Genomic DNA, 14253 nt, shown 5'->3' on the forward strand with positions numbered 1-14253 from the left:
ATGGGACCACAAACGCGCAAAAACACGTACAGATGGTTGAATAGAATTTTAAATACTGGCCAAAAATTGGTAGGGTTCACAAAAAAAAGTTCATTTATTGAAGTTAAAGCAATGACTTAAAGCGGATTAATCCGAAAGTTAAAATTCAGTATATCTGCACGATCATGGTAAAAATTGATTCAGAGATATGGCGCGTAAGGGGCAGCAATATGGCAGGCCTGCGGCGTGCTAGAAATGCTCATCTAAAAACGCGAATCGGCGATGCTCCACAACAGAGCACCGCCGAAAATTGTTGTTTAATGCCTCACTATAATCTGGGATTACCGCAAGAATTTTCCCTCGGGCCAGCGCAGGTTTTCATCCAATGTAATGCTTTTTGTCTCACCCGCAGGCAGATCAAAGTTCCATGTCAGCACACCGCGACGATCATCGGCAGTCTGTTCGGACGGCATCGGATCAGCGCTCCACTCAATCGTAAGGTCTGTTTGTTCAGATACAGAAACGCGGTCCACCACCTCAATAGGCCATGAACGGCTTGTCAGGTTCTCAACATCAATCCGAACGCTAGATGTACTTTCATTGGATTTGGAAATAAATCCGCGATCCCCCTCATTGCGATCTAAAACAACACGCGAAACTTTGATGCCATCAATCGCTCCGAACGCCATTTCAAACTCAGATCCGTTTGGTTGCATCTCAAAATAGCTTTGACCAATCAAAGCGCCATCACGAAACAATTGCATATCACCGGGCAGCAAAATTGCACCACTGTCATTGGTAACCTCGGCCACAAGATACCCCGTTTGGTCATACAATGGCACTGCACGTACAGAAAGTTCAGGCTCCAAAGATACACGAGCGAGCGCAAATTCAGTCGCGCCATCAACCGCCGAATACAATGTCGCAGGTGATCCATATTCATAGGTCAAGCTCAAACCATAGGACTGCTCTTGCGCAACATCCATTTCCATCGCAACCATAGAACTGGTTTCCATGGATCCTGCATCAGATAAAAGAACGCCGCGCGCCTGCTTTTGCGCAATGGGATCACCGATCCAGCGCAGGTATTCAGGAACAATACTTGGCTCAGTCCGGCGCGATGGCCGCTCCGTTGAAAAGCTTAAATCCACATCAATCCAAGGCTCACCGGTGGCTTGGGTCGCCAACATTGACCGATCAAGTGTCACGGTATTTTCGACTGTGTCCACATGCGCCTTATAGGTCGGGCGCCAAGAGGCAGCAGCGGTGTCATAGTCAAACGTCACATCCACATCTGCAGCCTGAGCGAGATCAACCTCAAGCGTAATCCGCGCACGCATCGGTGTGTTTGACGTGATCTTTTTCAGCGCGGCTTTGGCATCAGCGAGCTCTTGTATGAGGCCTTTCAAGCCATCACGCGCCTCCTCAGCACGGGCTGTCGCGTCTTGCATTGCCAGACGAGCCTGCAAGGATTGTTCGCGAATGGTCAAAGCAAGCGCTAAGATATCAGCGGCGGCGGCACCATCCGGTGCTGTCAAACCATTGATGAATTTCAACGAATCTTCGGCAGCGCGGGCTTCCAGTTCGATTGCCAAAACAGCGCGCTCTTCCGATTTCAACTGCGCCTCAAGCGCGTCGACCTTTTCATAGGCTTTTTGAGCCTCGGGAGACCGCATACCGTCTGTTTCGTTCGCAACCTCATTCACGATCGTCACAGGACCAAGCGTTGCTTGTGTCACCCGTGCTTGTAGTCCCTGCACCGCTGCGGTTTCATGCGTCACAGGGATATCAAAAAACGTGATTTGATGCTTGCCCGCGGGAACAGGCACCGTCGCTTGGCGCGTTACATGTGCGCCATTTGGGTACAAAGTGGCAGCAGTGATCGTGCTGTGTGCTTCAAAACTGTCGGCCAGAACTGCGCAGGGCACAAGTGCAGTGGCCGCTGAAATGGCGAATGTCATTGATATAAATTTGGGGATCATGTCTTCCTCCGACTGGTTGAAGGAAGTGTTCTATGTCGTGAGGTTGATCGCAAGACACGAGATTGTTCTGATGCCCGAAAAGGCGGTTGATTGCCGATTCTTAGACACATTCTCGCCTATGCGTTTTCGAGGCACTTGTTACAGCTGAAACAAAAAAGGGCGCCATAAGCGCCCCTTTGTTAAGAATTTCATCACCCGCGCATCGCGATTAGCCTTTTTTCAGCACACGACGGCCAAGCAACTCAGCGATCTGAACTGCGTTCAATGCAGCGCCTTTACGCAGGTTGTCGGACACACACCACATGTTCAGACCATTCTCAACTGTGACGTCTTGGCGGATACGTGAAATGAATGTCGCGTAATCACCGACACATTCAACAGGCGTGACATAGCCACCGTCTTCGCGTTTATCGATCACCAAAATACCTGGGGATTCGCGCAAGATATCGCGCGCTTCGTCTTCATCCAAAAACTCTTCGGTCTCAATATTGATCGACTCAGAGTGGCCAACAAACACAGGAACACGCACACAGGTCGCTGTGACTTTGATGGACGGATCGATGATCTTTTTCGTCTCAACGATCATCTTCCATTCTTCTTTGGTGTCACCAGAATCCAAGAACACATCGATGTGCGGGATCACGTTAAACGCAATCTGCTTTGGGTACACCTTGGCTGGTTTTTCCTGACCTGGAACGTACATGCCTTTGGTCTGGTCCCACAACTCATCAATTGCGTCTTTGCCAGAGCCAGACACAGATTGGTACGTGGACACAACAACGCGTTTGATTTTGGCGCGATCATGGATCGGCTTCAACGCAACAACCATTTGAGCGGTCGAACAGTTAGGGTTGGCGATGATATTTTTGTTAGAATACATCATGATCGCGTCTGGGTTTACCTCAGGCACAATCAATGGAATTTCAGGGTCGTAGCGGTACAAAGACGAGTTATCGATCACGACACAGCCAGCTTTCGCCGCTTTGGGCGCGAATTCTTTAGTTGCCTCAGAACCGACAGCAAAGAGTGCCATGTCCCAACCCGCGAAATCAAACGTCGCAAGATCTTTGGTCTTCAGGGTTTTATCGCCGAAAGAAACTTCGGTGCCGAGAGATTTGCGTGATGCAAGCACCGCAATCTCGTCTACAGGGAACTGGCGTTCATCCAGAATGTTCAGCATTTCGCGACCCACATTGCCTGTGGCGCCTACGACGACGATTTTATAACCCATGAGGGGCACTCCTTATGTCCAATGACAGCAGTTGGAGATAGCAATTTGTGCGGATTTGTAAAGGCAGAATCCTTGATGCACCCTATTCCATAGGGTGAAGCGCAACCCTAGGGTCTGTTTTGATCACTGCATGCACAAAGTCGCTCTCGCTAGAGAAATCATGCGGCACATCTGTAGCATCGCGTCGGCCCGACAGCGAGAGACTGGAAAAAAAGTCAAAACCAAACAAATGGATTTCCGCGGCATCCGTTGTACTTAAGAAATCAACAAGCATCGCGCCTGTCGTGGGTTGCGCACCAAGTTGTGCTTTCAAGTCTTCGTATCGCGCCTTGGGAAACAAGACGAAGCCAGATGTCTGCGCCATCCAATATTTCAAACGCTTGCGCTTGTGAGACATCCAAATCAAACGCTTGGCCCCCAATGCATTGAATGCGTCCGACGACACAGACGAGGCAAGCGCAAGCCAATCGGTCCGCGCCCCGTGACTTTCAATGCTCGGCATTGGTGCGCGATTGATGCGGATCACAACATCACACGCATCTATTTGGCTGCCCTGCGTCACCTCAGCCAAGGCGCGCGCATTTCCAACAAGGGCAACACGTTTGCCCGCAACCTCGCCTGCCAACTCCGCCAATGATGCAGCGCCAAGCCCCAACACAGCATCGTCATTTTGCCATGCGGCAAGACGGAAACGACAGGCACGCAGCACCGTCACGCCAACAGCCTATGATAAATATCGATGAGTGCATTTGCTTCGCGCTCAAGCGAAAACTGTGCTTCCACGTGAGCACGTGCAGCTTCGGACAGGCCGGATTGATCTGCGCTCAACAGGCGTTGTGCAGCTCGCACCATCGGCGCGACCTCGCCAATCGGCACGATTTCACCAGCTTTTGTACTGATAATTTCCGAAAACGCGCCCACATCTGTCGCCACGACTGGCACGCCGCAGGCCATTGCTTCAAGCGGCGTCAGACCAAAGCCTTCCCAGCGCTGTGGGGCTACATAAAGATCAAGCACCCGGTACCAATCCGCAATCTGATCGACAGGGACTTCATCAGGAAACACAACACGATCACTCAAATTATTTTGAGCGATTTTAGTTTTCAAACCAGCAAGAAACTCTTGATCCTTGGGCAATGCACGCCCGAGCACAACAGCAACCAAATCAGCATCCGTTTTGGCCATCTGGATGAATGCATCAATGAACAAATCTGTACCTTTTTGTGCGCGAATGCGACCAAAACAACCGATGATTTTAGCGTCCGGCAGATTCAGTTTATGGCGCAAAGCAGAGCGAGATTCCGTGTCTATCGGGGTGAAATCAGTCAAATCGATACCATGCAAAATGACATCGCAAGGTCGCTCAAGATAAGTTGCCGTTTTGGCAGACGTCGCTACGATTCCATCCATTTGGCCGATCAACCACTTCGTGTAGCCTGAATGTTTGCGCTGCGACGCAGATGTAAACAAAAGCTTCAGCGGCTGGCGAAAGATGTGTTTCAACACCAGCCCTACCAGCATTTCAGTGTTACGTCGGGCATGCCACACACGGCGCTTACGCTTCAAAAACGGCAACCGCCACACTGGAATATAGGGCACATGCGCGGGCAGTCCTGCCCCTGTCGCCACAATGGGAATGCTTTTAGATTGCACAGGGACAAGCCGCACAATGGTCGCCGTCACGCCAGACAATCTGCGTTTAAAGTTAGGGGCGATGACCAGAATATCACTCAGGCGCTGTTTCATAATTTGCGTTACCCTTTTTGTTCTCGACTAAAGGCATACACCAAACAGCCCAAAGCCAAAACGACCGAAAAGAATCCGAAAACGGTCGCATAAGGCGCGGCGGATGTAGCGTCTGGACCTGATGTATAGGCAAAAGCCCGCGCTGTTGCGAATTGAAATACGCCAACGCCACCGATGGAAAACAAATTGATTAATGTCACGCCGCGACCTGTCAGATGCACAGGCAGCAATGTGCGGCCATGGTTCATAATTTGACCATAAGCTGAGCCGAAAAAGCCAATGCCCACGAGCAAAACAGTGGTCAATAAAATGCTCTGCGTTCCGGCTCCAATCCAAAGTAAAACCAAAAACACCAATGCAATCAATGTACCACCTAAGACAATAACCTTACGGCTGCGAATAATACGCTCCACAGGACCAAAAGCCAGCGCCCCTGCGATCATTGATAAAGCCATAACAAAAGTCACGCGACCAATGCCGTCAACATCCAACCCGTAGACATCCGATAGATAGCCCCCGGCCCAACTGCCCCGCAATCCCGCCGAAGGGGCATAGGCAACTGCAGCCATGATCAAAATAGGATACAGAGGCCAAATTTTCGCAAGATCGCGCAATCCACCGCCAGATATTTTCGAAGATGGGTCAAGCGCGGGTGGGTCTTGCACAAATTTATACAATGCAAGCGCAACAAGCCCTGTTACCACAGCCAACACCACGCACACGCTACGCCACCCAATCAACGACATTGCCAATGACAGCGGCACACTTGCAGCAAGGTTTCCTAAAGTTCCCAAACCCACGACGAGCCCGGCCAATGTACCGAACTTGTGAGACGGCGCGCTGCGGGCAAAAATATAAAAGGACGTCATCAAAACAGGGGAACAGCCGATACCGATCAACATCATCGCAGCATAGATACCCCAAGGGCCTTGTGCAGATGCAAATACCAATGCTCCGCCACCGCCGCCCAGCACCAAGAGTATTGTGGCCATCTTTCGCGGTGATCCGTTGTCCAAAAGCCAACCCACAGGAATCTGCATTGCCGCAAAGGTCAAGAACCACAACCCCAAAGCGACAGACACTTGATCTGCGTTCAAACCGATGTCGGCTTTAAGAACCGGTGCAAACACCGCAAGACACGCTCTATAAAATTGGCTCAGGCTATATGCAATGATAAGCCAAAATAGGCTGCTCCCCATGGTGCGCTCCTTATGTATTCCAAGTTCGATTGCCTGAAATCAAATCATCTGTCCACATAGAATCGCCCCAAAGAGGGGATTGCAAGGAGCACCTTGGGGCTGCAGTTTTTTGGGAATTTACATCAACTTAGCCATCAGATGGCGTCAAACCGCCCAAATTGTGCTCTATGGGACACTACTTGCCCCCCCCTCCGCATATGGATAATAAATTTAGGGTTTATATGTGCAAAATAATGTGCCACATCTTTCTTGATCTTGGCGCAGTAGCCGAGTGAATACCTCTTGATGGAGATTTGGTTATGAAAAAAGTTATCCTTGCAGCAACTATCGTTGCAGCTTCCGTGTCAGCTTCTTTTGCTGGCGGTTACTCTGAGCCAGAAGTTGTGGCTGTTCCAGTTGTAGTTGAAGAAGGTTCTTCTTCTTCACTCGGCGGCAGCACAGCATTGCTTTTGCTCGGTGCAGTAGCACTTGCAGTTGCTTTGTCTAACGACTAATCGATTTCGGGCTCACGCCTGAGAAGTTCTAAAACGGCGTCCCAAGGGGCGCCGTTTTTTTATAGTCACTCGACATGTAAAAGGCCCACTCACTGGTGGGCCATACATTAGATATTTCACAAAAAATGCTTAGTAGCGCAGTCGGCGAAACACGATATTGCCAATGCTTATACCAGCCCATTGAATGGACTGAACCATACGACTGCTGCTGTCGATCCAATAGGTATTTGAAAAATCAAATGTCTCATTGAGCTGACAACGCTCAGTCACGACTTGTGCCGAGACAGAAATTTCGCCTGAGCTCACTTGATCCACACCGCCAAGAGCGATCTCGCAGCGCACCACCAGACGTTCTGTTTGGTCTTCGCCATTTAAAAATCTATAGTTTTTTTCAACTGATCCGGCCTGGCGAGATGCTATAAGTCGTGCAGCACCCCCATCTTCGACAGACATTAAATCGCCGCCAAAACCCCGTGTGGCCGTCAAAACACCTGAACTGAGCGTCGTAGATTTGCTGTCAGATGAAATCCAAGTCACGTTTTGGCCGTTTTGACCGTAGATGGCCGAAACCGCAAAGCCACCGTTCTTTTCCAGCAAAATGAATTGCAACGGCACGTCAGGAATAGCTGCCATGGTGCTCTCAATCACGGCCAATGGGTCTGGCGCTGCCGCAGTGGCGCCTTTCTTGCCCGTCAGGCGCGACTTGGCAAGCTGAGCCAATTCTTTGACAGTATCGGTCCCTCGGCTCGCCTGTTTGTCGTTTCCGCAAGCAGCCAGAGACATAGCAAGAGCGCACACAGCACCGAGTGTGGCAACGCCTTTAAATGAAATACTCATCGCCAGAAACGCCCCCATTGCTGCTGGACGTCCGCCCCTTGCATACCACGCACGCGATCGTACAGACGCCCGTCTACATTCAGCCGCGCGCCGCCATCACGGGTCAAAGATTGAATGACAAAATCATTTCTCTCAGTGGTTGGGGTACCTGCGAACCAAGCAGAGGGCACTGTAATGCGAATCCCCTTATCGAAAGATCCGTCACCAAAGTCATCAAACGGCACATCAGTCAGAGTCGCATAGGCCCCGACACGCCAGCCATTGTTGAACTCTCGATCAACAGACAGCGTCGTCCCCCAATCGCCAGCAAGATAGCGCCCAACGTCAAGACGTCCATGAAACCCACCATCAAATGCGTAATAGGCCGACACGTGCCCAGTCACAGTGTCATAGTCCTGAAAGTCAAACGTATCTTCAAAGTCGCGTTGTACGACGTAATTCACTTCTGCGCCCAAAGCGAAAGAGCTATTTGGTTTTTTCCAAAGCAATTCCCCAGAAACACCACCATACATAGCTTCAAGATACCCAACCGTCACACGACCAAACAAGTTTTCGGCGGGTCGGTTGTACCAATTCGCGGTCAATTTTTCGACTGAAAGCCGATTATCATAGTCGGGCAGGCTTGTACGTACAGCTGGTAAGTTCGAATCGCTTATATCATCGCCCCCATCAGAAATATCGTCTGATATCCGGTAAGATGCCGCTGCATCAAAAGAAAATCCTGGCGCGACTTCATAACTAATTTGCCCGCGAATACCGTAGTCCAATTGCACAGAACTTTTCGGATCAAAGATAGAAACAGCAGCATACGGTGCCACGGACCACAATTTTTGCGGATACACAGTTTCAACCGCAACCATTGGATCCCGATCCAAAGTCAACGGGTCAACAAAGCTTGCAGCCTCCAACATTTTGCGGGCAGGTTCGAATTCATAGGCTTCCAATTTGGAGCGCGGCAACACGGTGGAATGAACAGGAACGCCATCAAGTACTTCAGTCAACACAAAGGTTTCAACGGATGGCGGGAAAGACCGCGTCATCATTCGCGCCAGACGCCCAATCGCCTGCGCGTGAGCGCCATACCGCGTGTTGCGAAACTGAACCTCGGCGCGCGTAGCGGTCAATGACATGGCTTCCAATACCAAACCTTCAGCTGCCATCGCTTGGCCGAGTGCAGACCGAATACCACTGGGATCACCCACCTCAGTCACCCATTCACCAGACCAACCAATGGGATCGGATGCGCGACTCGGACGGGGACGAACAGGAAGCGGTGCAGATTCAAGTCCACCTGAAACCTTTGGCGATTTGGGATTCAATCCCGTTGAAATCTTCAGACCAACTTCATCTCCGTGTAAAAAGAACGCTGTGAGAGAGGTATTTTGGCCCAACTTATAATCCAAGCCAATGTTGAAAGGCGACTTGTGCATAAATACGCCGCTTTCTTCTTCGGCGGTGTACGCATCAGAAGAATATTCAGCAAGAACAGTCAGCTTGTCGTTGACTTGATATGTCAGGCCACCAAAGGCAGCAACATCGCCGCGAAACCACTGATCAAAATTCGGTGTGCCGCTTGTTTTATCTTCGATATCATCGCGACTTCCGAATGACACACCGAGAGGCTGGTAACTGCCAAGCCGCCCCCAGCCTAAACCACCCGTCACGCGCAGTTTGTCACCGAGAGATTTGGTTGCAACAATGTACTCACCACCGAATACATCTGTACCCATGAAATCTTGTAAACCGATAGCCACGGCAGGCCGATATGTCCCTTCGTTCAGAAGCAGATAGCTAATATCAAAAGAGCGCCCCCAATAGGTTTCAGAATCGTCACCGAAACCTTTGATGCCAGTGTAACGAAAACTACCAGATAGACGAGGTGCCATTTGGAACGTCAACGTGGTCCGATTAACGTTGCCAAAATTTGTGTAACTCAATGCCAGCTGTCCATCTGGAGCAACTTCTGCCGTTGGCATCTCAACAAGCCCTGGGCGCCCCATCGCATTGAGTCGAGTGGTGTTCAAGTCTTGCGTGGCACCCGAAGTTGCAAAGCATGCCCCCGCAAGAGCAAAGCTGGTTGTCATAATTTTATGCTTAAAGAACACTATCTCACCCGTTTTTAGCTTCGAGGCATCATAACAAAGAATACCCAGCGGCCCACTCGATTTTTCAATGAGCGCCAAACAGGGTCAATTAAGCCCCAAATCAATTTTCAGGCGTGTCTTTTCAGCCGCAAGCCGGCCACAGCATCAAAGGACCAATGCGTTGCGCTCTAAGTCGCAACTTCACGCATCATCATGTCGTTTGATATGCGGGGGTCGTGATAACCATCAACGCGTTCGCGCACCACTTTACGCACATACGCAGCGTTGGCCGTGCTCACCGCAATCCTCAGATCGCGTAACATGCCCGCCACCTCAACCTCACTCAACATTGCTTCTTCTGCGCGCATAATTTTAGAATTAGCAGTGGCGCATAAATTGCCATGATCCAGCAAAAGTTCTTCGTATAATTTTTCGCCAGGACGCAAACCTGTCACGATAATCTCGATATCGCCATCTTCGAAACACGCTGTTTTAACAGTGCGACCTGACAACTCGATTAAACGATGGGCGATTTCCATTATTTTTTGCGGCTGCCCCATATCAAGAACGAAAACATCCCCCCCTTGCGCATATGCACCAGCCAGCAACACAAGGCGCGTCGCCTCTGAAATGGTCATGAAGAACCGCGACACTTCAGGGTGTGTGACCGTGACGGGGCCACCCGCGTCAATTTGCTTTTGAAACAAAGGCAAAACCGACCCTGACGAGCCAAGGACGTTTCCAAAACGCACCATGGAAAATACGGTGTCTGGCTTGCGTGACTGTATATCTTGGACAACCAGCTCAGCCATACGTTTCGTCGCCCCCATAATATTTGTAGGGCGCACGGCTTTATCCGTTGAAACCAAAATGAAGCGCTCGATTTTGGCGTCAGCAGCCGCATCAGCAACAATTTTAGTCCCGAGCACATTGTTGCGCGCACCTTCTAATTCGTTGCCTTCGACAATTGGCACGTGCTTATAGGCCGCCGCATGAAAAATGATGTCAACATTTTGCTCGTTAAGGATTTTCCGAACACGCACGGAGTCTGTTACGGACCCCAAAAAGCTTTTCACCTGAACATTGCGTTGTTCGGCTAAGCTTTTGAGCTCAAGATCGATTTGATATAGGTTGAATTCACTTTGATCTAACAATACAATTTTTGTAGGTTTGCACTCTAAAATTTGTCGGCACAGCTCAGACCCGATTGACCCACCAGCCCCTGTAACCATCACAACGCGGCCAGCATAGCTTTGGGCGATTTCCGGCGTTTCCAAATCCACAGCATCACGCCCAAGGATTTCATCGGGGCTGACAGTACGAAACAACGCTTTGTCGCCGCGCCCAACGAGTAGGTCCTCAAACGATGGCAAAACACGGACTTCAACACCGAGGCCTTTTAGTTGTTCAATGATGGCGGCGCGGCGCGCTTTTGCACTCTCTGGCAATGCAACCAAAACGACTTCTATTTTATGATATGCAAGGTTTTCTACGATAGTTTTACTATCCAAAACAGGGATTCCACCAATCGCCATGCCACGTAAGTGAAGGTTGTCATCCAAGAAAAAGACGGGCCGCATTTCGTGGGATTGACGTAGCGCTGACGCTAATTGAATACCTGCTGCACCGGCACCGAAAATTGCAACAGGTTGGCGCAGTTGAATTCGATCGCGAATTTTCGACAAAACCGCGATTGCTGTGGCCCGCAACCAGACACTTCCACAAAAGAAAACGCCACCAAATATAATGGCTTTTGCCAAGAAGCCCGCGACACCTAAAAATGCAGTCGTGACAGAAAAAAGACATCCAAGGCAAAATGAGGCAAGAGCAATTTTAGACACATCTCGCGAGTTGAACATAACAAGTTTGATCCGATGCAGTTTAAAAAACATCAGAATTACAGTCCCAAAAACCACCATTGAAGGCACCAAAACCACAGCAATAGGAAGAGTCAAAAACACACCAAGGTCGCCATGCAATTTGAAGGCCACGAATAATGCAGAAATCATGAGGATCGTATCAGATACGATTAAGATGCTACGCACATAGCCGCGTGGCAATGTTGTCAAACCTTGTGTCAGCATATCTGTTGAACGTTTTGCAAGTCTTCACCAATACTACGTAAATTCCTTAACCGCAGTATTGTCTATCAGTCGTAAAAATATGTTTAAGGCAGCTTTCATTTGCGCACGCTTCATGATTGAAAAGCTAAATACTGCGCCTCAACATGAGAGCTTAAAGCCCAAAGTATTCATCTATAGTTTAAGTGATTTTGGCCAAATAGTTTCAAGCATGATGCGCATATCAAAGCAAAGCGAACGATGGTTTTGATAGATCAAATCCAATCGCGCCTTGCGTGGAACACAAGCGCGTGCATACACCGCATCGGTCTCGGGTGAGGTGCTGCATCCTGCCAAAAGCATTTCTTCGTGCCGATGATAGCGCACCGATGCCAACCCTGTAATGCCAGGCCGCGAAACCAAAACCTGCGCGTAGAGGTCAGGGAACCTTTCCACATACTCGCGCAACGGTGGACGCGGCCCCACAAAAGAAATGTCACCGCACAAAACATTCCACAATTGTGGCAGCTCATCCAATCGCGTTCTTCGCAAAAAGCGTCCGACCGGCGTGATCCTATCCGCTTTATCTGCACCCGACACGCCACGGTCGTGTTGCACGGACTTCATCGTGCGAAACTTTATCAAGTAGAACTCTTGATCTGGCGACCTCATACGTTCTGATAAATAGAAAATCGGACCTCCATCTTTGAGAAAAATGAGCAGAGAAATTCCTAAAATTATAGGGCCCAGAATGCACATCAAGATCAGAGCAAGGCATAAATCAAATAATCGTTTTTCAATCGTCATCTCGCCCCCAAAGCAATACGCCACTGGCCGATGATGTTCGAAGGCGCGCTGTCAGCGTTTGTGACCAGCACTAATTCTTCAAGCAAGCTACAATTCAGCGCAATGTCTTGTAAAGGTGACGCTGCAACATAGCGCGCTTGCCAGTCAATACCCGCAGCATCCAGCAGGGCATTCATCGATACACTTTGAGGCGCTGCAACATTAATCACATCCGCAAGTAGCCCTGACTGCTGCGCCAAACCTGACAACACAAATGCCAAACTTTGCGGGCCGATATAAGATCTGCGCGGCCCCTGCCCATCAGGAAATATATCCAACACGACAGGCGCATCGCCTTGCTGCCACAGCGCAGCGGAGCCAAGCAAAGCGTCAGCGCCGGCTACGTTGCCTATACGTAAAAAGCATAGATCAATCCCAAGTGTATTGGCGCGAGCCCGACATACCTTTTCCATCTCACACTTGGCCACACCATAAGCATTGACTGGTTCAAGGACATCAGATTCATGAAAAGGAACACCATGCCCTGCACCATAAACAGCAGAGGAAGACGCAACGATAACCCGCCTCACATCAATAGAAGCGGCAGCATTGAGCGCCTGTTCAACCAGTGTCACATGTGCGGTCAGTGCGCTTTCATTCGTCTGACTTGCCTTTTGCGCATCACCCAGAAAGACAAAGAACCCATCAATGTCACCGAACAAATCAGTGTGCCGCAGCAAAGGGTCTAATACTGAGAAATCAGGCCAAGTAAGTGTATTTTTCAGTTCAGGCATTTCGTGCCGAAACTGCCAATCCACCTGCAAATTTCGCGCGTCACCCAAAGACCAAACGGCACGTAATAGACGCCCAATTCGGCCAGATGCGCCTAAAAAGATGTACCGGTAAGAATTGCCAGCGTGAGGGGCTTTATGAGAATTTAACATTGGCTACACATCGATGTCTTGCGCAGGGCGCGAGATCAGCACCGAGCCACGTACATCAAGCGCACTGAGGTCAGACGTCTGCGGCAAACGTCCCGCAGAGACGGCATCGCCAAACAAACCGTCAGCAATCGCAATACCGACAAGAAAGACCGCGGCCGAGACACCGTTTATCAAAGATCCGCGGCCACGCGCACCGTTTGACCCATCTGAAACTCGCGCTTTTGCAACACCAAGTCGTTCGATCGCGGGCAGAGACCAAAAATCTTTACCAGACAGAAGGGACACTTGTTCCTCAAGTGTCATATCATCGACAAGCTGCTCTACCGGTTTCAACGCCGTATCCTTGTAAATCAGTGACCCGCTAGACGGCCATGTAAAGAAAATCTAACTTTAGGTATTTTGGTAGACCAAAGAGGTTACACAGTTTTCACGCTTTTCGCGGTCAAGATACAGGGCGAGGTCCAGCTACCACGCGTTGTATTGTAAATATTTACCAGACATTTCAATTTTAACTCGGTCACCTTTGGGATGCTCGACCCGGGTCAGCGACATATCGAAATCAATTGCAGACATAATCCCATCGCCAAATTTCTCATGGATAAGCGCCTTAAGAGTCGGACAATACACACCAACAATTTCATAAAAGCGGTAAATGCAGGGATCGGTTGGCACAGCCTGATCCCAAACTTTGGTTGGGCTTTCCTCTAGGACTGAAATTGCATCATCAGACAGGCCTAAAAGCGCGCCAAGGGCCGCCGCTTTATCAGCAGGAAACGCATTCATCCCCATGCATGCGGAATGCGTGAAAATCGGGCTCATGCCAATCGCTTCAGCGATACCTTCCCACGTCAGGTCCGCTTTCTTTTTGGCTGCGATAATTTGAACTGTTACGTCTTCTTTCATAAGCATGA

At 49.8% G+C, this 14253-nt stretch carries 13 protein-coding genes; 1 reads left to right on the forward strand and 12 read right to left on the reverse strand.

The features are described from left to right. Nucleotides 1-320: 320 nt before the first annotated feature. From BM025_RS11535 to BM025_RS11555, 5 genes are all read right to left on the reverse strand, one after another. The gene (locus BM025_RS11535; protein WP_085848082.1) at nucleotides 321-1961 is read right to left on the reverse strand and encodes a DUF4139 domain-containing protein; all 1641 of its coding nucleotides are present in this window, start codon (nucleotides 1959-1961) and stop codon (nucleotides 321-323) included. Between the two features lie 208 nt (nucleotides 1962-2169). Beyond that, on the reverse strand, nucleotides 2170-3192 hold the full coding sequence (locus tag BM025_RS11540; RefSeq protein ID WP_085848081.1) for an aspartate-semialdehyde dehydrogenase: 1023 nt from the start codon (nucleotides 3190-3192) through the stop codon (nucleotides 2170-2172). A gap of 82 nt (nucleotides 3193-3274) precedes the next feature. Continuing rightward, the gene (locus tag BM025_RS11545) at nucleotides 3275-3907 is read right to left on the reverse strand and encodes a glycosyltransferase family 29 protein (RefSeq protein ID WP_090875350.1); all 633 of its coding nucleotides are present in this window, start codon (nucleotides 3905-3907) and stop codon (nucleotides 3275-3277) included. Then, the gene (locus tag BM025_RS11550) at nucleotides 3904-4938 is read right to left on the reverse strand and encodes a glycosyltransferase family 4 protein (RefSeq protein ID WP_085848080.1); all 1035 of its coding nucleotides are present in this window, start codon (nucleotides 4936-4938) and stop codon (nucleotides 3904-3906) included. The genes BM025_RS11545 and BM025_RS11550 overlap by 4 nt, the downstream gene beginning before the upstream one ends. Before the next feature lie 8 nt (nucleotides 4939-4946). After that, nucleotides 4947-6137, reverse strand: coding sequence for an MFS transporter (locus BM025_RS11555; RefSeq protein ID WP_085848079.1), 1191 nt, complete (start codon nucleotides 6135-6137; stop codon nucleotides 4947-4949). 299 nt (nucleotides 6138-6436) lie between these two features. Between BM025_RS11555 and BM025_RS11560 the strand changes: the two genes are divergently transcribed. Continuing rightward, entirely contained in the window at nucleotides 6437-6631 is a 195-nt protein-coding gene (locus BM025_RS11560) for a hypothetical protein (protein WP_085848078.1), read from the forward strand. Nucleotides 6632-6760: 129 nt separating this feature from the next. Here BM025_RS11560 and BM025_RS11565 read toward each other — a convergent pair whose 3' ends face one another. The 7 genes from BM025_RS11565 to cynS all read right to left on the reverse strand — a co-directional run bounded on the left by BM025_RS11565 (nucleotide 6761) and on the right by cynS (nucleotide 14251). Beyond that, nucleotides 6761-7468, reverse strand: a complete 708-nt coding sequence (locus tag BM025_RS11565) for a YjbF family lipoprotein (protein WP_170842182.1) — start codon at nucleotides 7466-7468, stop codon at nucleotides 6761-6763. Then, nucleotides 7465-9552 carry a YjbH domain-containing protein gene (locus tag BM025_RS11570; RefSeq protein WP_085848076.1) on the reverse strand — a complete coding sequence of 696 codons (2088 nt, stop codon included), beginning with the start codon at nucleotides 9550-9552 and terminating at the stop codon, nucleotides 7465-7467. Before BM025_RS11570 ends, BM025_RS11565 begins: the two co-directional genes overlap by 4 nt. A 188-nt stretch (nucleotides 9553-9740) precedes the next feature. Continuing rightward, nucleotides 9741-11636: a polysaccharide biosynthesis protein gene (locus tag BM025_RS11575; RefSeq protein ID WP_085848075.1), complete on the reverse strand. Its 1896-nt coding sequence runs from the start codon at nucleotides 11634-11636 to the stop codon at nucleotides 9741-9743. Between the two features lie 171 nt (nucleotides 11637-11807). Further along, the gene (locus BM025_RS11580) at nucleotides 11808-12419 is read right to left on the reverse strand and encodes a sugar transferase (RefSeq protein WP_085848074.1); all 612 of its coding nucleotides are present in this window, start codon (nucleotides 12417-12419) and stop codon (nucleotides 11808-11810) included. Continuing rightward, complete coding sequence (locus BM025_RS11585; RefSeq protein ID WP_085848073.1) at nucleotides 12416-13342, reverse strand: NAD-dependent epimerase/dehydratase family protein; 927 nt, start codon at nucleotides 13340-13342, stop codon at nucleotides 12416-12418. The genes BM025_RS11580 and BM025_RS11585 overlap by 4 nt, the downstream gene beginning before the upstream one ends. Nucleotides 13343-13345: 3 nt before the next feature. Continuing rightward, nucleotides 13346-13675, reverse strand: coding sequence for a hypothetical protein (locus tag BM025_RS11590; protein ID WP_085848072.1), 330 nt, complete (start codon nucleotides 13673-13675; stop codon nucleotides 13346-13348). 132 nt (nucleotides 13676-13807) lie between these two features. Continuing rightward, nucleotides 13808-14251, reverse strand: a complete 444-nt coding sequence (gene cynS / locus BM025_RS11595) for a cyanase (RefSeq protein WP_085848071.1) — start codon at nucleotides 14249-14251, stop codon at nucleotides 13808-13810. Nucleotides 14252-14253: the final 2 nt, after the last annotated feature.

It is taken from the genome of Pacificibacter marinus, assembly GCF_900109555.1.
Lineage (GTDB): Bacteria > Pseudomonadota > Alphaproteobacteria > Rhodobacterales > Rhodobacteraceae > Celeribacter > Celeribacter marinus_C.